Origin of the sequence: Lysinibacillus sp. FSL W7-1291 (assembly GCF_038593415.1) — a bacterium.
In the GTDB taxonomy this organism is placed as follows: Bacteria; Bacillota; Bacilli; order Bacillales_A; family Planococcaceae; genus Lysinibacillus; species Lysinibacillus fusiformis_D.
Window position 1 is genome coordinate 1,327,748 of record NZ_CP151994.1, and the last position, 15,421, is coordinate 1,343,168.

The following is a 15,421-nucleotide window of genomic DNA, read 5'->3' on the forward strand; positions in this document are numbered from 1 at the left end:
TGGGGTTAGATGAGTAAAGAAACCATTTTAATTGTAGATGATGAAAAAGAGATACGGAATCTTATTGCTATTTATTTAAAAAATGAAGGCTATCATGTGCTAGAGGCTTGTGATGGGGAAGAAGGCTTGCAGCTATTAAAGAAGCATCAGGTGCACTTAATTGTACTGGATTTAATGATGCCTAAAGTGGATGGTACTGAAATGTGTATGAAGGTAAGAGAAATTGCGGAAATGCCTATTATTATGCTGACAGCAAAATCTCAGGATATGGACAAGATTGTTGGCTTAACAATAGGCGCTGATGACTATGTGACAAAGCCCTTTAATCCGTTAGAGTTAATTGCCCGCATTAAATCACAGCTTCGTCGCTATCTGAAAATGAATGGCATGAATAGCAGCAATAATGAAGAGCTGGAAATCGGTGATTTACGTATTAATACTGCGACACATGAGGTTTTTGTCAATAATGAAAAAGTCAAGTTAACACCAAGAGAGTTTGCGATTTTAGAATTGCTTGTCCGTAATCCAGGCATCGTGATGAGTGCAGAGCAAATTTATGAAAGGGTCTGGAAAGAGGAGGCTTTTCAATCAGAAAATACAGTGATGGTCCATATACGTAAAATTCGAGAGCGAATTGAAACAAATCCAAGAAATCCTCAATATATCAAAACAGTATGGGGAGTAGGATATAAAGTTGAAAAAGATCTTTAGGTTTTTATGTAAGCTCATAGGGCTCTTCAAACATATCGGTACGAAGATAAAAAACAATATCCAGCGTAGCATTCGAATTCAACTATTTACAACGTTTATCCTATGTGCGCTGGGCAGCTTTTTGGTGTCACGTGCAGTCCTCCCATTGTTTGAGAATATCAATGAGACCGTGATGGTGGATTATAGTGCCAGTATGCAGATGATGTATTATCAGGCACAGGATACAGCAGAATTAGCGATCCAAGAAAATAGTGTTAATGTGTTAAAGCAATGGATTGACCAAGAAAATGACAAGGTGGACAGTGCCCAGAATGCTTTACAAATTATTGTGACAGATGAGGGCGGGAAGATTTTATATAAAACCAAGCAGGTCAAAGAGCAAGAAATTGATCTGCATGAAGAAATAAGAAATGTCATGGATTTTGCAATCAATCAACCGTTTAACCATACGTATCCAGGTGCGATAGAAACATCACGAGAGGCATTTACCACGTTAGTGCCGCTAACCCTGCAAGATAAAAATTATTATTTCTTCGTGAGTGGGCTTCCACAAGGTGAAGCGATAACTAGTACAAGCGAAGGGCCCATACCTTTTTTCATTGGGGTTATTTTGTTTATCGTATCTTTTTTCTATAGTACCAAGCGTAAAATGAATCAAATTGAGGCATTGGCAGAGGGGGTTATGGTCATCGCAAAAGGAAATTTAGCTTATCGTATTGAGAAAAAAGGACAAGATGAAATTGCATTACTAACCGATAATATTAACCAAATGGCGGAAGAAATTATGACAAGCATCGAAATGGAGCGAAAAATCGAGCAACAAAAAAATGAGCTTATTACAAATGTTTCACATGACCTGAGAACACCTCTTACCTCTATTATGGGTTATTTACGTTTATTAAGCGAAGAGAAGTATGAGACGAAAGAGCAGTATGACGAATATTTGAAAATAGCTTTTTCTAAATCTGAGCAATTGAAAAATTTAATTGATGATTTATTTGAGTATACCAAGCTAACGAATGATAAAAATACAATAGTACGACAACAGGTTTGTGTGAATGAGCTACTCGATCAACTAATGGAGGAATTAGTACCCTTAGCAGAGGAAAAACAACGGATTTTTATGAAACATTTCTCAGAGGAAAAAATTTTTGCGGCGCTTGATTCGGAAAAAATTGTTCGTGTGTTTGATAATTTACTCATCAATGCTATTAATTATAGCGCTGATGATGGAAAAATTATGGTTTCTCTTGAAGGGCAAGACGATCATATGCGTATCTGCGTGGCAAATCAAAGTGATGCCTTTACAACGGAGGAGCTTGATAGTTTATTCGAGAGATTTTATAAAAAGGATCAAGCGAGAACAAATGTTACAGAAGGTTCGGGACTTGGGTTAGCGATTGCCAAAAGCATCGTAGAGCTTCATGGAGGAACGATTCACGCTAAATATAAAAATGAGACATTGTATTTTATTATTACATTGCCATTAGCAGCTTCATAAGTTCAATTGCAGTGGAAGAATGTAAATAGCATGCTGTCTGTGTTTATGATGACCTAGCATTTCCTGCATGGTTGCTAGGAGAGCTGTGTCCTTGATGAAGAGTTGAATTTCTGTTTGCTTGTATTGTTTTTGAAAGTCAAAAATATAGTCTGTAATGATTTGTAAGTTATAGTGGTTTTGAATCTCTACCTCGACGAAAAACGGCAGTGTTAACTCTGGCAGTTTTGTGCTCCCTCCACGACGAATCCAGACCGCTTCCTGCACATAGTAGCGGATAGGTAATTGTCGATTACTAGCGATAAAAATATCCATAAAAAGCTCCCTTCAGTATGTAATTACAGCCTAAAGGAAATGTATTCAGTCGTCAAAAGAAAACATAAGCTGCTCAGCCAAGGATTATGTGCTGAACAGCTTTTTAGTAGAAGGTGGATAGTAAAGGATAGCGTTACTAAAGTGGTGGATAGCGTTATCAAAGTGATGGATAGCAATACCAAAGTGATGGATAGCAATACCAAAGTGATAGAAAGCATTTCAAAACTTTTGGCTAGTATTCTCGCAACGTTGGTAAGCATCAAGAGATTCTAAAAAATACTGTAGTATAGGAGACTGTACATCATCCTTACGATAAATAAACCACGTAGGAATTTGTGCTTGCTTGTTCGTGATCGCATGCAGTGCCAATGCTTGTGTGGCACTATATTTTTCCGCGATGGCACGAGGAAGTAAGGTAAAACCTAATCCCGCAGCAACACAGCCTAAGATTCCATCAAGTGTTCCAAACTCCATTCGATTTTGTGGGCGTACACCATCCTCATGTAACCAATGATCTAAAATAGCCCGATAGGAACAGCCATGACGGAATGTAATTACAGTGCTACTCGCTAAATCTCGCAGCTGCTTAATTGGTTTATGCTTGCTAGATGTGACAATAACAAGCTCCTCGTAGACAAACTCCTTTACCAATAGATTTTCTTTATAAACAGGTCCAGTGACAAATGCACCATCTAATTCATAATTTTCTAACCGGTCAATATTATCCTGTGAAGGGCTTGTCAAAATGGTAATATCCACCTGTTCATGAGCTTGATGAAATATGGTTAATAACGCTGGTAAGTGTAGTGCTGCAGTCGTTTCCATTGATCCAATTCGTAATACACCTTTTGGTTCTCCTGTATCCTGAACAATCTCAAAGGATTTTTCATAGAGGTGAAGCATTTTTAAGACTAGCTCGTAAAATTGTTCTCCTTTCGGTGTAAGCTGTATTCCACGATGTCCACGATAAAAAAATGTTGTGCTATACAGCGTCTCAAGACTTTGAATTTTCATAGAGATGTTGGATTGCGTGTAATTAAGTGCTGTGGCAGCTTTAGAAAAACTACCTGTTTGGACGACTGTCCGAAAGATCGTTAAATCATTAATATTCATAGATCCTCCAACTATCAGTTTTTTTGATACCTATTATAACGAATTGAGTCTATTTGTGATATCTGGATATTTGTTATAGTAAATTGGAAGGAGTGATTCTATGCACAAGCAAACGATTCAATATGTAATTGGTGGGATTTTTACATTGGTAATCGCCATGGGCATCGCTCGTTTCTCCTATACAGTTATTTTACCGTATATGCAAGAAACATTTGAATTTAGCCGTGCAACAGCAGGATATTTAGCCACAAGCAATTATTTAGGCTATTTAGTAGGAGCATTGGTGGCAGGGCGTTTACCTATAGCAAATAAACGCATTCCTTTTTTACAGCTAGCACTCGTTATTAGCATTTTAACTACTGCCTTCATGGGCATTACGAATGCAATCCTTATATGGTACATACTGCGGTTTATCTCAGGTGTAATGAGTGCCTTTATTTTTGTCGTCATTGCGAGCCTTGTCCTTGATCAGTTAGCTAGCAGTCGTAACATGCATCTATCAGGACTTTTCTATAGTGGGGTAGGGACAGGTATTGCTTTAAGTGCCATCATTGTTTCACCAATACATGCCATTTTTCAATGGAATGGAACTTGGATTGCTTTAGCTCTGTTTTGTGTCATATTGTTTGTGCTGATTATAAGATTCATCAAACCGATCCCACCGTATGAACAACACTTAGTAAGTCAAGCCATTGCGCCTCAGAAAGCTCCACCGAAGACGTGGCTAAAATGGTTAATCATAGCTTATAGCCTTGAGGGGCTTGGCTATATTGTCACAGGTACCTTTATTGTGTCGATTGCACAGGAGTCAACAAGCTTTCATGGAGATGCAGCTTTTGTATGGTTTGTAGTGGGCGTTGCGGCGATTCCTTCATGTATTGTATGGTCGAAGCTAGCACAGCATTATGGCTATGTAAGAACATTACTGATCTCTATGCTATTGCAAGCATTTGGTATCGTGTTACCTGCATTTACAACGAATACGCTTACCCTTTATGCCAGTGCCTTTACTTTTGGTGCAACCTTTATGGGCATTACAACAGTTAGCACAACATTAGCAAGACATATTGTACCGATAAACAGTCATCAAATTATAGGCTATTTAACTGCTGGTTATGCATTTGGCCAAATGATTGGCCCATCCATAGCAGGGACAATGGCGAATATGACGAATAGCTATCAGTATGCATTGATAGGCGCTGCAGCCGTAGTAGTGCTTGGGGCTCTATGTTTAATTGGTGGAGTAAAATATGATAGGACGACTGCTCCCATAAGTGAATAAAAAAAGTAAGTAAGACCTATCTGTGTCTTACTTACTTTTACATTAATGGATATCTCGTTTCTTAAAGTTCCCACCACGAACTTCTGAAACATCAGAAATGACAACAAAAGCACCTTCATCGATATCCTTTATAATTGAAACTAATTTATTTTCTTCCATACGGTTAATGACACAGTTTAAAATTTCCGTTGGTTCGTTAGAGAAACCACCACGTCCATGTGTATAAGTAACACCACGTCCTAGACGAGCTTGGATCGCGTCCCCAATTTCCTCAGATTTTGCACTAACCACACGAACTTCTTTTGATTTCTCTAAACCAACTTGGATAATATCAATAACATTTTTTGCAATATAATATGTTAAAGCTGAGTATAAAGCACTCTCTAAGCCAAAGATAAAGCTTGCCCCTAAGAAAATAAAGGCGTTGATAAATAAGATAATATCGCCGACTGAAAATGGAATTTTACGTGATAATAGTACAGCTAAAACTTCAGAACCATCTAAAGCACCACCGTTACGTAATACAATCCCGATACCCACACCGAGCAGCATACCACCAGATAAGACAATCAGTAAGGGATCATTTGGGCCTAAAATGGTTTTAACATCATGTAAAAGCACCGTAGAAATGGATAATGCTGCGATACCAGCACTACTCATTAATGCAAAGGTTTTTCCAACTTGCTTATAACCGATATAAATGAACGGAATATTTAAGACAAAGAGCAGTATGCCTAACGGGATTCCGAAGAGGTGAGCCCCCATAATACTTAGACCCGTTACACCGCCGTCAATGACAGCATTTGGAATTAATACAGCTTCTAGTCCATAAGCGGCAATCACTGCTCCAATAATAATCATAATTAATTTTCGTATATTTTCTAGTGACTTTCCTTTTTTCATAAATCTTCTCCATTTCTTTACGTCAATAGTACTTAAGGTTTTGGAATAATATTTATCGCAATTGTTTTAGTCTCAGAACCTTTATTTGAGTCGGCCATATTATAGTATTTAGTGAGTAAATTGTTAAGATCATGTTCGAAGCTTACAAATTGATCAGTAGTTAAGGTTAAATCATGTAAAGAAAAAGTAGCTAAGTCGCTTTCACTTTCTTTTTCTTCAAGTGAGGATAAATAATGTTGATATTTAGACAGTAATGTTAATTGATAATAGGACATATACGTTAATTTTTGCTTCTTCGTTAGTTTTCGCCAATCCTCCTCGCTAAATTTTGCCGCATGTTCATTTAAGGCATAAAATTTTTCTGTAACTGAACGGATTTTTCGCTCTCTAACAATTTTGATGATGTTTTCGTCCATAAGGATTTGAATGTGGCGATATAAAGTAGCTTGTGGCACATCCTTAATGATTGTAATCATCTCTAAAGTACTTAAGCCTTCCTTTTTCATATGCAACAGAGCTTGTAAAATCTTCATTCTCACAGGATGTATTAAGACATCTGCTTTGCTGTGCATCAATTCTCCTCCTTCTAAAAATGAGATGGCTTTAAGGAAAGAAAGTAATATTATCAAAATGAGAACGTTATCAAATATAATATATTTTTTTTAAGATGTACAGTCAAATGGCAAGTGAATTTTCCTCTTTTATAGAAGGAACAGGAAATAATTCATTGTATCACTCTCTACTAAGATGGTAGATTAAAAACATAGCAACTATCGCAACAAGCCCAATGACCACAGATATTAAATTTCGTCTTGTCAGCTCAAATGGGCTCACATTACAAATGGCAGCGGCTGGAATTAATGCCCAAGGAATCAATGTTCCGCCACCGATATAAAACATATTAGGACATTCTAATTGAAACCGCGTCATTATTATTACTCTGAGCTGTTTCCAATTTAGACATATTAAGTAGGTCAAGTCCATGAAAGTTTTTTAAATTATTAAGGTATAATGTTTAAAATAAGGATATAATTAACAAATTAGTGTTATGGAGAGTAGGAAAATAAAGTATCTGAGAATTATCTCTTTTTGCTCTTTATAATCAAGACTTTAATAATAAAAAGAATGGAGTGATATTGTAATGTCATGGTTAGCAATTGTCGGATTTTTTTTACTCTTTATAATATTTATAACTTGCAGTATATACTTATTACTTAAAAATAAAAAGGAAAAAAATGTGCATAATAATATATTAGCTTTTATTTTTTTATTAGTAGGGATATGTCTATTAATATTAAATTTATTATTTTTGCTCGATTAATAATTAGAATAACATTCCCTAAAACTATATATATAACCAATTATATAGTAATATGGAAATATAGGGGAAATTAATAAAGGATAGGAGAGTGAGGGAGATGTGAGGAATTTAACTATTCCCTAAATAACTTGAATGGAGAATAAAAAATGAAAAAAATTATTAAAAGTTTAATTTTTGTGATTACTGCTGTTCTTATATTTTCAAATTTCGCTCCAATTCTAGCAAACGCTAACGAAATGGAAAAGAATAACTTCCTATCTTCGTCAAAAAAATTAATTGATAATTCGGACTTTAATTCAGAATTAGGTATGGTTGATAAGGAAGCAATTGAATACCTTGATAGTCTTCAAATAAATGTAATTGAAGATAATGAGAATTTTAGAATAGTAGAGTCAATTGAAAATGGCAAACCAATGGTCGCAATATTTGATAAAAATTCGAATGTTTTAACAACTCAAATTAAGGGTGATGATTCATCCAAATTAGTAATAGATTTGAATGAACTTGCAGCTTTAGAAGAGTCATTGAAAGAATCGATATCTGGAGATATTAGCGCTTTCGCATCTTCGATGAAACAAGATACTTTCACAAACTATGAATATACTATTGAATTTACTTCACCTGAATCATGGCAATTACGCAGACCAAATCCTGATAATCCAATAAACTGGTTGTATAAAGATGTAAAGAAAACAACTGGTAACGCAACTAACCTAGAAAAGTTTAAAAATGCTGTTAACGATTTAAATGATTATGAATGGAAGTATATTGGTGCAGCATCTGGAGCTGGCATATTAGCTATAGCTGCGCTAATAGTTGGTGCTATAAATGGAGGTGCAGGGATTGCAGTCGGATTAGCTGCAGCTGGAGTAACTGGTGCTGCTTACAATTATGCAATATCAATGAATAGAGCAGCAAAAGACGCTCATTATTATTACTTCCAAGTTTAAGATTATACGTATCACTAAAGGCCATCTGTCTGGAATTTTTTAGATAGATGGCTAATTTGTATGTTAATAAAATTACTTTGAAACGAGCAATCTATAGAGCTCGTTTTTTCTGTGTACACTTGCCATGTTTGAATTTTTAATAGTACATGCAATAAATTGACTCGAGGAAAAAGGACTACCGATATAGTCCTGTACCCCAAAAGTTAGATTTTTGACTCTAACTTTTGGGGACATCAAGGAGCCTTATTTAAATCAAAAACACCGCAACTATCGTCGTCGCAACAAGCCCAATGACCACAGGGATTAAGTTTCGTCTTGCTAGCTCAAATGGGCTCACATTACAAATGGCAGCGGCTGGAATTAATGCCCAAGGAATCAATGTACCACCACCAACGAAAGACAAATTATTTAGCTGAAACAATTATGATTTCTCTTGCTTGCTTAGTACTATGATATTCATCTTTTGTGTCAACTACCAGTTGATTAAATAGCGAATTCATTATTTTTTTACGTTCTTGGGCATTTGCATCCACCCATAACATTTCAATGTTTTCGATAATGAATTTAAAATTAGCATTATTATGTTTATCACTTTGCTGGATATTGTCTAATTCACGCTGTAATTCTTTTTGTTTAGCACGCAACTCATCAGTAGAGGTTATAAGCTCCTCGATACTTATCACATCAACCTCGTACATACTTTTCTTTTTTTGCATTAATTTATCAATAGCTCCTAAGTCAGATTTTAATATTTCAAGCCGATTAGTAGGATATGATTGTTGTGGCTCGTTAGATGCAATTTGACCGATTAGTTCATCAAATTTAGCGAATACTGCTTTGACTAAATTATCTTCTAAAATGATATGACTCGAGCAACTTTTTCCAGCCTTTTTTCCTGAGCAGCGATATGTTTTTTTATTACCTGATTTATGCCCAGACATTGAATGCCCACACCTTGCGCATTTTAAAATAGATGAAAAATAATAATTGCTCGTTTCTCGTTTTCCTCCAAATGTTCTTCGTTTATCCAATATGTCTTGTAGTGCCCAAAACTCTTCTCTTGATATTATTCTATCGTGATTACCTTCGTATAAGTTTTGCTCACGAGGAGGTTTTTTATATTCTTTGAGGTTCTCGCTGAAAGTCAAATAACCTGCGTAAACAGGATTGTTTGCTATATCTCTTATTGAATCAACATGCCAGTCACTACCTTTTCTTGTTTGGTAGCCTTTAATAGACAATTGTTTTGCAATCGTGTAAAAACCAAGTGTCTTAGATAACTCAAATACTTCTTTTACAACTTCAAATTCAGCTTCGTTAACAACTAACTGTTTATCTACTATTTTGTATCCGTATGGCGGAGTACCACCTTTCCATAGTCCTAGCTTAATTTTCTTTTCCATCCCCATTCTCACACGTTCTGCGGTGTTTTCACGTTCCCATTGCGCTATAGCTGCCACTAGTGTAATGAATAAACGCCCCATAGCATTGGTTGTATCATAAACTTCTGTTGCACTTTTAAATTTACATTCGTATTTGTCTAATTCTTGTAAGATTGAGTAAAGATCTACAACAGACCTTGTTAATCTGTCTAATCGATAGACCAATACAACGTCAATGCCACCATTTTTTACAACATCCATCATTTCTTTAAAATTTGGACGGTTTAAATCTTTTGCGGAGTAACCATCATCTATGAATTGTTTTACTAATTCCCAACCTTGGGAAACACAATATGCTTCTAACTTTTCAATTTGTGCAGCAATAGAATAACCATGTTTGGCCTGTTCGTCTGTACTAACACGGACGTAAATTACACATTTCATAAGAGCCTCCTTTTATAAAAGATATAAGAAAAGAGCTAGACAAATGAGTCTGCTCTTTTACTTTTTAATGCTTAGCGCTAAGTATTAAAGATCTTGTGTGTAACGTACTGCTTTTCCAATAATTCTAGCTGGGTTGTTTTCATCAACCAAAATTGGATCATGTTTTGGGTTATCGGGCATTAGGAAGATCGAGCTTCCTTGCTTCTTTACTCGCTTCAACGTCATTTCTGTATCACCATTCACGAGCACCGCAGCGATCTCCCCATACTCTACTTCGGGTTGCTCTCTTATTAATACATAGGAATTGTTAGGGATAGTTGGTTCCATACTATTGCCCTTCGTTTTTAAATAAAATAGATTCCCTTTAGGCAGAATTTCCTCAGGTTCATATCTATACCCATCGTGATTTTCAATTGCTGTGATAGGATCGCCACATGCGATAACGCCTAAGATTGGTATTTTCACAAAGTTAGGTTGTACAGGTATTAGGTTTGATGGTATATCTTCTACATCAAAGAAATGAGAGATAGGAACATTAAATAATTCTGACATTATTGTTAGTTTATCCATCATAGGTTTATTTGCATCTCTCTCCCAAGCTGATACAGCAGTAGAAACTACATCGAGCTTTTTGGCTAATTCGCTTTGTGTAAACCCTTTTTCTTTCCTCAACTTCTTTATTTTTTGTCCAACACTCAAAATATTTCCACCTCCTTTAGTTTCATTATACAGATACTCTGTATTTTTGTACAGTAAAACTGAAACTTTTGATTCATTTCGATTATAAAATACAGCAAATCTGTTTTTTAAACTTGAAACTACAGAAATTCTGTAGTAATCTAATTGCAGGAGGTGAGATATTATGCGATACACTTTAGAACAAGCTAGAATTTTAGCAGGTTTAACTCAACTCGAAATGGCTAAAAAAATGAAAATGTCAGAAAAAACGTATATTCAGTATGAAAAGTATCGACGTATTTTCCGCATGGACCAAGCTTACGATTTTGTTAAGCATGTGAATGTTCCATTTGACAGTATTATTTTTTTTGCTGGTCAAGTACAGAAATTCTGTAGTTTTAATGAATTATCTTGCTCTGTTTAATCGAACAATTAATGACAGCGTTGTACCGTGCCAATGACGGTATGGATTTTTAATCATGAGGAAGCGTTAAAGTTTATCAGCCTATGGCGCCCATCCACATCATTACAGATGGAAATAGACCAATGCAATAGCCAATTGGTTTTTGGATAAAATCAGACAAGCCCTTTCGACATATTCTGATAAAAAGGAGGGTGAACATGGAAGGCTTCAAAATTACGGAGGAAAAAGTTCGCAAATTACTACCAATTGTAGAGGCTATTTGGTCTCGGAAGTACGGGGTGGACTTGAAGCTAACTAATTTAACAGTTGGAGGAATCACGGTTTATAAAAACGATTGCGCAAAATAGCGCAGTCTAATGAATTTTTGTACAAGCATTGGGAAAGGGTGATACCAAATGAGAACAACCAATTTAGAGTGGCGAGCTGAAAAGTCTGCTGATTGCAGAAGCGAAAAATTGCGTGAGGCAATTGTGAAAACAGTTGCTATGTGGTCAGCTAGATGGGCTCATATGAAGGCAGGTGAAACCAAATGAACATCAAAACTGTCCCAGTTTCATTAGTTGGCCAAGCATTAACAAGTGGTATTACTCCAATGTATGATTTACACCAAATTGCTAGCAAGTTACCTATAGCTGTCCTATTAGATATTAATCAGCGCATAGGTGACTGGCTAGCAAGTGGTGGTAAAGAAACAGATCCATACATTAGGCAGCAAGTGGCTTATGCTCAGAAGGTTTATCAGGCTTTGAAGAGGAGGTGAATTCGGGTGAAACTTCAACCAGCAAGTGAAATGAAAAAGGTTACAAACGAAGCAACTGCAAAATTTGAGAAGAATTCATTAGCAAGCGAATATTTCAAAGACCTAGTTAAAGGTATTGAATCAAAAGCAGAACAAGGTAGCTGTAAATTTGCTTACATTTATCAAGGTGACGAACCACGTATGCTAGGAGTTTTTTCAAAAGAGTTAAAGAAAGCTGGCTATACAATTTTGGACAATAAGGGCGTTACTGGTTTCACGGTAAATTGGGGGTGAATAGTGTGGAAGACAATAAAAAACCCTCACAGGTTGCTGGAACAACGAGTGAGGATATAAATAGTATTACGGTTCAAGTATCTAGTTCAACACTAGCTCCAATATATGAAAGCATTAGTATTGCAGAAGAAATATTAGATTTTTCAAAAGCTAATGGATGGAGCAAAGAACAATTATTATTGGCAATTAACATTTTCCAATCACTTGAACATTTTAGTTAGTTTTTCTAATTCTTTCTTGATGTCTTTTATAGATTGATTATTATCAAAATTTATTGTGACATCACAACCTGAACATTTTTTTGAACCATTTTTCTTAAAAAGCTCACTTGCATCTAAAGTTATTTTTTTCTCACATTCTGGGCAATTGAAATCTACTTTTTGCCCCTTAAATAATTTTGCAATATCCATATGTATCACCTACCTTTCTACCAATAGTTTAACAGAAAGGAAATATAAGGAGGAGGAAATCAAATGAAATCAACAGGTATTGTTCGTAAAGTCGATGATTTAGGACGTGTGGTACTTCCAAAAGAGTTACGCCGCACATTAGGTATCGAGGAAAAGGATCCAGTAGAAATATTTATCGATGGGGATCAAATTATCCTTCAAAAATATCAACCAAATATAGAAAAAGATGAAGTTGTTGCATCACTTAAGAAAATGGCGGTAAGTGCTAAAAATCCAAATGTGCTTGAGACAATTGATCGTGCAATTAAATTAATTCGGTAGGTGAAGAAAATGAGCGATTGTTTATTAGAAGTCCTGGGCGATTACTTTGTAGCTAACAATCTAGTAAACAAAGGTTGGGAGTTTCATGAGTTTGTAGCCGAATGGCAAAGAGGAACTATCGTGATGGCAAAAAAATAGAGCCTATACCGCTGCAACGGTTCAGGCTCCAATCAAAATAATTATCTGAAATCAGTATATCAAATCGGGAGGGTGTTTCCTAGCATGACGAGAAAACCACTCGAAAAAACAATTGAAAATCAAATAAAAAAATGGCTCGAATCACAAGGTTATTGGTGGATGAAGGTACACGGTGACATGTTTCAAAAGTCGGGTGTACCAGACATCCTAGCTTGTATCAATGGAAAGTTTATTGGCATTGAAGTAAAGCGACCAGGTGGTGTTGTGAGTGAGCTCCAAAAATACCATATCGAAAAAATACAAGCTGCAGGAGGTGTAGCATTTGTCGCATACAGTGTCGAAGATGTCCGAATTAATCTCGACCGATTCCATGTTATATGAGTACCAAAAAGATGTGTTGCAGAAAGCAAAAGCCAATTATTTATATGCACTTGATACTGGCACAGGAAAAACTATTTTATCTATCCACCATTATTTACTTCATAGCAATGGCGAGCCCCTTTTGATTGTGGCACCACCACAAAAGATAAAAGAAGGTGGATGGGATAGGGATATTCAAACGGTCGCTAATTATTACGGCATTGAAATTAGTTACGATCTTTTGTCTTATGGCAAGTTATTTGCTGATTGGAAGAAATACAAAGGCTGGTTTGTCATATTCGATGAATGCCATTATGTGAAAACATCTACTTCACAACGAGGTAAGGCAGCAAAGAACTTAGTTAAAGCCAGTACGTATTTTTTACTCTTATCTGCCACACCGTCAAGCAATGGGTGGGGCGATACAATAAACTATTTCATCATGTTTAATTTGGCACAAAGTAAAACGCAATTTGAGCGTGAATTTGGCATATTTGACACGCTTTATCTTGGTCAACGCCGAGTAAATAAGATTGTTGGTTGGAACCGTGAAAATATACTCAAGCAAATGTATCAATCCTTTAGTGTGAAGCTATCGAAAGATGATTGTTTGGATTTACCACCAATGGTGGTTGAAGATGTATTTTTCAAGCGATCCACTGAGTATTTGAGGTTAAAGAAAGACCGAATTTTAGAGGTTGATGGGGAAAAAGTTGTCTATGACACTTATCCAAAACTTGCACAGGGATTGCGATTCTATGCCAATCAAAAGAACAAGCTCGAATATATTGAAATGCTCGCTGAGAGTACAAATGAAAACATCATTATTTTCTATAACTTTAAAGCTGAAAAAGAAACATTGCTTTTATTAATGGGCAAATTAAAGAAAAAAGTGTTCGAGGTGAGTGGCCAACGATCAGAATTGCCTGCACGTAATACATGGCCAAAGTTAAAGGGGAGTGTAACGCTTGTTCAGTACCAAGCTGGTGCTGCAGGCATTGAATTACAATACGCAAACCTTGTTGTTTTCTATACACCTACTTATAGTTTGCAAGATTATGAGCAGTCATTAGGTCGAGCATATCGCAATGGCCAGGATAAAAAAGTTACAGTCTATCATTTCATTACCAAACATACGATTGAGGAAATGATATACGGTGCTTTGAAAACAAAGAAAGACTTCACGGACGATCTTTTTGTGAAGTATATGGAGGGAAAAAAATAAATGTTTCAAACAGACGATAAAAATGTCACTGAAAATCGCCGCGCTTTTGTAGGTGGTTCGGATGTTCCTATAATTTTAGGTTTAAGCAAATACAAAACACAGTTTGAGCTTGCAAAAGAGAAACTGGGTTTAGTACCGACTGTATTTGAAGGAAATGAATATACCGTTTATGGCCAAACAATGGAGCCACAAATTCGTGACTACATTAATTTAATCAACGAAACAAACTTTCAACCAGACACAGTGATAAACAAAGAGCTTTGTATACGCGGTAACTGTGATGGTGCAGACAAAACGGAATTATTGTTACTTGAAATTAAAACGCATGGTAAAAAGCCAACAATGGAAGTTTACAAAGCGCAAATGCAACTCTACATGTACGTATTTGATTTACCTGCAGGATGGTTGGCTTTATATGAGCGTCCAGACAATTTCGATGCAGAATTTGATCCAGAGCTTTTAAAAATTGAAGTCATCCATTTTGACGAAGCATATGCAAATCAAATCTTACAAGCTATTGAGTTGTTCTGGAAACGTTGTGAAGCTTTAAAACAACAACCTGAAATGTCCGAAGCTGATTTTTATTCTATTACCTTAGAAGAAAAAAATGAGATTGCTATTGTAGCCAGTGAAGTTGAAAAATTTGAGGTCCAAATACAAGCCTTTAAAGAAACCGAAGCGCAATATAAGGCTATGAAAGACAAGCTATATCAACTAATGATGGACCACAAAGTGAAATCATTTGAAACGGACCAATGCACAATTACTTTGGTTCTTCCTACTGAATCAGTCTCAATAGACTCAAAAGCTTTACGTGAATCACATCCACGAATTGTGAAAAGGTTTGAAAAAGTTACGCCTAAAAAGGGCTATACAAAAATCTCTATGAAAAAAACGAAGGAGGCTAAATAAC

At 36.0% G+C, this 15,421-nt stretch carries 23 protein-coding genes; 14 read left to right on the forward strand and 9 right to left on the reverse strand.

Going from position 1 to position 15,421, the window contains the following annotated elements:
* Positions 1–9 precede the first annotated feature (9 nt).
* Complete coding sequence (locus tag NST76_RS06290; protein WP_101966359.1) at positions 10–711, forward strand: response regulator transcription factor; 702 nt, start codon at positions 10–12, stop codon at positions 709–711.
* Positions 704–2,212, forward strand: coding sequence for a HAMP domain-containing sensor histidine kinase (locus NST76_RS06295; RefSeq protein ID WP_330493536.1), 1,509 nt, complete (start codon positions 704–706; stop codon positions 2,210–2,212). Before NST76_RS06290 ends, NST76_RS06295 begins: the two co-directional genes overlap by 8 nt.
* Here the strand turns inward: NST76_RS06295 and NST76_RS06300 are convergent.
* Positions 2,207–2,524 carry a hypothetical protein gene (locus tag NST76_RS06300; protein ID WP_036127276.1) on the reverse strand — a complete coding sequence of 106 codons (318 nt, stop codon included), beginning with the start codon at positions 2,522–2,524 and terminating at the stop codon, positions 2,207–2,209. The two genes, NST76_RS06295 and NST76_RS06300, sit on opposite strands and share 6 nt — an antisense overlap.
* Positions 2,525–2,743: 219 nt before the next feature.
* On the reverse strand, positions 2,744–3,637 hold the full coding sequence (locus tag NST76_RS06305) for a LysR family transcriptional regulator (RefSeq protein ID WP_058843311.1): 894 nt from the start codon (positions 3,635–3,637) through the stop codon (positions 2,744–2,746).
* A 100-nt stretch (positions 3,638–3,737) separates the two neighbouring features.
* On the opposite strand from NST76_RS06305, the gene NST76_RS06310 reads away from it, so the two are divergent.
* Positions 3,738–4,919, forward strand: a complete 1,182-nt coding sequence (locus tag NST76_RS06310; protein WP_342544755.1) for a YbfB/YjiJ family MFS transporter — start codon at positions 3,738–3,740, stop codon at positions 4,917–4,919.
* A gap of 42 nt (positions 4,920–4,961) precedes the next feature.
* Here the strand turns inward: NST76_RS06310 and NST76_RS06315 are convergent, their stop codons facing one another.
* The 3 genes from NST76_RS06315 to NST76_RS06325 all read right to left on the reverse strand — a co-directional run bounded on the left by NST76_RS06315 (position 4,962) and on the right by NST76_RS06325 (position 6,752).
* Positions 4,962–5,822 carry a YitT family protein gene (locus NST76_RS06315; protein WP_036127272.1) on the reverse strand — a complete coding sequence of 287 codons (861 nt, stop codon included), beginning with the start codon at positions 5,820–5,822 and terminating at the stop codon, positions 4,962–4,964.
* A 32-nt stretch (positions 5,823–5,854) separates the two neighbouring features.
* Positions 5,855–6,394, reverse strand: coding sequence for a helix-turn-helix domain-containing protein (locus tag NST76_RS06320; protein WP_036127271.1), 540 nt, complete (start codon positions 6,392–6,394; stop codon positions 5,855–5,857).
* Between the two features lie 160 nt (positions 6,395–6,554).
* The gene (locus NST76_RS06325; protein WP_139149502.1) at positions 6,555–6,752 is read right to left on the reverse strand and encodes a hypothetical protein; all 198 of its coding nucleotides are present in this window, start codon (positions 6,750–6,752) and stop codon (positions 6,555–6,557) included.
* Positions 6,753–7,289: 537 nt separating this feature from the next.
* Between NST76_RS06325 and NST76_RS06330 the strand changes: the two genes are divergently transcribed.
* The gene (locus tag NST76_RS06330) at positions 7,290–8,093 is read left to right on the forward strand and encodes a geobacillin-26 family protein (protein ID WP_089932117.1); all 804 of its coding nucleotides are present in this window, start codon (positions 7,290–7,292) and stop codon (positions 8,091–8,093) included.
* A 247-nt stretch (positions 8,094–8,340) separates the two neighbouring features.
* Here the strand turns inward: NST76_RS06330 and NST76_RS06335 are convergent, their stop codons facing one another.
* From NST76_RS06335 to NST76_RS06345, 3 genes are all read right to left on the reverse strand, one after another.
* On the reverse strand, positions 8,341–8,514 hold the full coding sequence (locus NST76_RS06335; RefSeq protein WP_342545317.1) for a hypothetical protein: 174 nt from the start codon (positions 8,512–8,514) through the stop codon (positions 8,341–8,343).
* Positions 8,498–9,919 (reverse strand): recombinase family protein, encoded by a 1,422-nt coding sequence (locus NST76_RS06340; protein ID WP_342544757.1) that lies wholly within the window; start codon positions 9,917–9,919, stop codon positions 8,498–8,500. The genes NST76_RS06335 and NST76_RS06340 overlap by 17 nt, the downstream gene beginning before the upstream one ends.
* Positions 9,920–10,003: 84 nt before the next feature.
* Complete coding sequence (locus NST76_RS06345; protein WP_342544758.1) at positions 10,004–10,618, reverse strand: XRE family transcriptional regulator; 615 nt, start codon at positions 10,616–10,618, stop codon at positions 10,004–10,006.
* A gap of 163 nt (positions 10,619–10,781) precedes the next feature.
* Between NST76_RS06345 and NST76_RS06350 the strand changes: the two genes are divergently transcribed.
* The 6 genes from NST76_RS06350 to NST76_RS06375 all read left to right on the forward strand — a co-directional run bounded on the left by NST76_RS06350 (position 10,782) and on the right by NST76_RS06375 (position 12,275).
* The gene (locus NST76_RS06350; protein ID WP_313871589.1) at positions 10,782–11,021 is read left to right on the forward strand and encodes a helix-turn-helix transcriptional regulator; all 240 of its coding nucleotides are present in this window, start codon (positions 10,782–10,784) and stop codon (positions 11,019–11,021) included.
* Between the two features lie 197 nt (positions 11,022–11,218).
* Positions 11,219–11,368, forward strand: coding sequence for a hypothetical protein (locus tag NST76_RS06355; protein ID WP_342544759.1), 150 nt, complete (start codon positions 11,219–11,221; stop codon positions 11,366–11,368).
* Positions 11,369–11,416: 48 nt separating this feature from the next.
* On the forward strand, positions 11,417–11,554 hold the full coding sequence (locus NST76_RS06360; protein ID WP_342544760.1) for a hypothetical protein: 138 nt from the start codon (positions 11,417–11,419) through the stop codon (positions 11,552–11,554).
* Positions 11,551–11,781: a DUF6877 family protein gene (locus NST76_RS06365; RefSeq protein WP_342544761.1), complete on the forward strand. Its 231-nt coding sequence runs from the start codon at positions 11,551–11,553 to the stop codon at positions 11,779–11,781. The genes NST76_RS06360 and NST76_RS06365 overlap by 4 nt, the downstream gene beginning before the upstream one ends.
* A 6-nt stretch (positions 11,782–11,787) precedes the next feature.
* Complete coding sequence (locus NST76_RS06370; RefSeq protein WP_342544762.1) at positions 11,788–12,054, forward strand: hypothetical protein; 267 nt, start codon at positions 11,788–11,790, stop codon at positions 12,052–12,054.
* A gap of 5 nt (positions 12,055–12,059) precedes the next feature.
* Positions 12,060–12,275 (forward strand): hypothetical protein, encoded by a 216-nt coding sequence (locus tag NST76_RS06375; protein WP_342544764.1) that lies wholly within the window; start codon positions 12,060–12,062, stop codon positions 12,273–12,275.
* On the opposite strand, the gene NST76_RS06380 is transcribed toward NST76_RS06375, so the two are convergent.
* Positions 12,255–12,464 (reverse strand): hypothetical protein, encoded by a 210-nt coding sequence (locus NST76_RS06380; protein WP_342544766.1) that lies wholly within the window; start codon positions 12,462–12,464, stop codon positions 12,255–12,257. The genes NST76_RS06375 and NST76_RS06380 overlap by 21 nt on opposite strands.
* 63 nt (positions 12,465–12,527) lie before the next feature.
* Between NST76_RS06380 and NST76_RS06385 the strand changes: the two genes are divergently transcribed.
* From NST76_RS06385 to NST76_RS06400, 4 genes are all read left to right on the forward strand, one after another.
* Positions 12,528–12,785 (forward strand): AbrB/MazE/SpoVT family DNA-binding domain-containing protein, encoded by a 258-nt coding sequence (locus NST76_RS06385; RefSeq protein ID WP_342544767.1) that lies wholly within the window; start codon positions 12,528–12,530, stop codon positions 12,783–12,785.
* A 222-nt stretch (positions 12,786–13,007) separates the two neighbouring features.
* Positions 13,008–13,304: a VRR-NUC domain-containing protein gene (locus NST76_RS06390; RefSeq protein ID WP_342544768.1), complete on the forward strand. Its 297-nt coding sequence runs from the start codon at positions 13,008–13,010 to the stop codon at positions 13,302–13,304.
* Positions 13,246–14,508: a DEAD/DEAH box helicase gene (locus NST76_RS06395; RefSeq protein WP_342544769.1), complete on the forward strand. Its 1,263-nt coding sequence runs from the start codon at positions 13,246–13,248 to the stop codon at positions 14,506–14,508. Before NST76_RS06390 ends, NST76_RS06395 begins: the two co-directional genes overlap by 59 nt.
* Entirely contained in the window at positions 14,509–15,420 is a 912-nt protein-coding gene (locus NST76_RS06400) for a YqaJ viral recombinase family protein (RefSeq protein WP_342544770.1), read from the forward strand.
* Position 15,421: the final 1 nt, after the last annotated feature.

Excerpts from the sequence above, each read along its gene's own strand:
- NST76_RS06290 (WP_101966359.1), top strand. The coding sequence starts at position 10 with ATGAGTAAAGAAACCATTTTAATTGTAGATGATGAAAAAGAGATACGG.
- NST76_RS06300 (WP_036127276.1), bottom strand. The coding sequence starts at position 2,524 with ATGGATATTTTTATCGCTAGTAATCGACAATTACCTATCCGCTACTAT.
- NST76_RS06305 (WP_058843311.1), bottom strand. The coding sequence starts at position 3,637 with ATGAATATTAATGATTTAACGATCTTTCGGACAGTCGTCCAAACAGGT.
- NST76_RS06310 (WP_342544755.1), top strand. The coding sequence starts at position 3,738 with ATGCACAAGCAAACGATTCAATATGTAATTGGTGGGATTTTTACATTG.
- NST76_RS06315 (WP_036127272.1), bottom strand. The coding sequence starts at position 5,822 with ATGAAAAAAGGAAAGTCACTAGAAAATATACGAAAATTAATTATGATT.
- NST76_RS06320 (WP_036127271.1), bottom strand. The coding sequence starts at position 6,394 with ATGCACAGCAAAGCAGATGTCTTAATACATCCTGTGAGAATGAAGATT.
- NST76_RS06325 (WP_139149502.1), bottom strand. The coding sequence starts at position 6,752 with ATGACGCGGTTTCAATTAGAATGTCCTAATATGTTTTATATCGGTGGC.
- NST76_RS06330 (WP_089932117.1), top strand. The coding sequence starts at position 7,290 with ATGAAAAAAATTATTAAAAGTTTAATTTTTGTGATTACTGCTGTTCTT.
- NST76_RS06340 (WP_342544757.1), bottom strand. The coding sequence starts at position 9,919 with ATGAAATGTGTAATTTACGTCCGTGTTAGTACAGACGAACAGGCCAAA.
- NST76_RS06350 (WP_313871589.1), top strand. The coding sequence starts at position 10,782 with ATGCGATACACTTTAGAACAAGCTAGAATTTTAGCAGGTTTAACTCAA.
- NST76_RS06355 (WP_342544759.1), top strand. The coding sequence starts at position 11,219 with ATGGAAGGCTTCAAAATTACGGAGGAAAAAGTTCGCAAATTACTACCA.
- NST76_RS06360 (WP_342544760.1), top strand. The coding sequence starts at position 11,417 with ATGAGAACAACCAATTTAGAGTGGCGAGCTGAAAAGTCTGCTGATTGC.
- NST76_RS06365 (WP_342544761.1), top strand. The coding sequence starts at position 11,551 with ATGAACATCAAAACTGTCCCAGTTTCATTAGTTGGCCAAGCATTAACA.
- NST76_RS06380 (WP_342544766.1), bottom strand. The coding sequence starts at position 12,464 with ATGGATATTGCAAAATTATTTAAGGGGCAAAAAGTAGATTTCAATTGC.
- NST76_RS06385 (WP_342544767.1), top strand. The coding sequence starts at position 12,528 with ATGAAATCAACAGGTATTGTTCGTAAAGTCGATGATTTAGGACGTGTG.
- NST76_RS06390 (WP_342544768.1), top strand. The coding sequence starts at position 13,008 with ATGACGAGAAAACCACTCGAAAAAACAATTGAAAATCAAATAAAAAAA.
- NST76_RS06400 (WP_342544770.1), top strand. The coding sequence starts at position 14,509 with ATGTTTCAAACAGACGATAAAAATGTCACTGAAAATCGCCGCGCTTTT.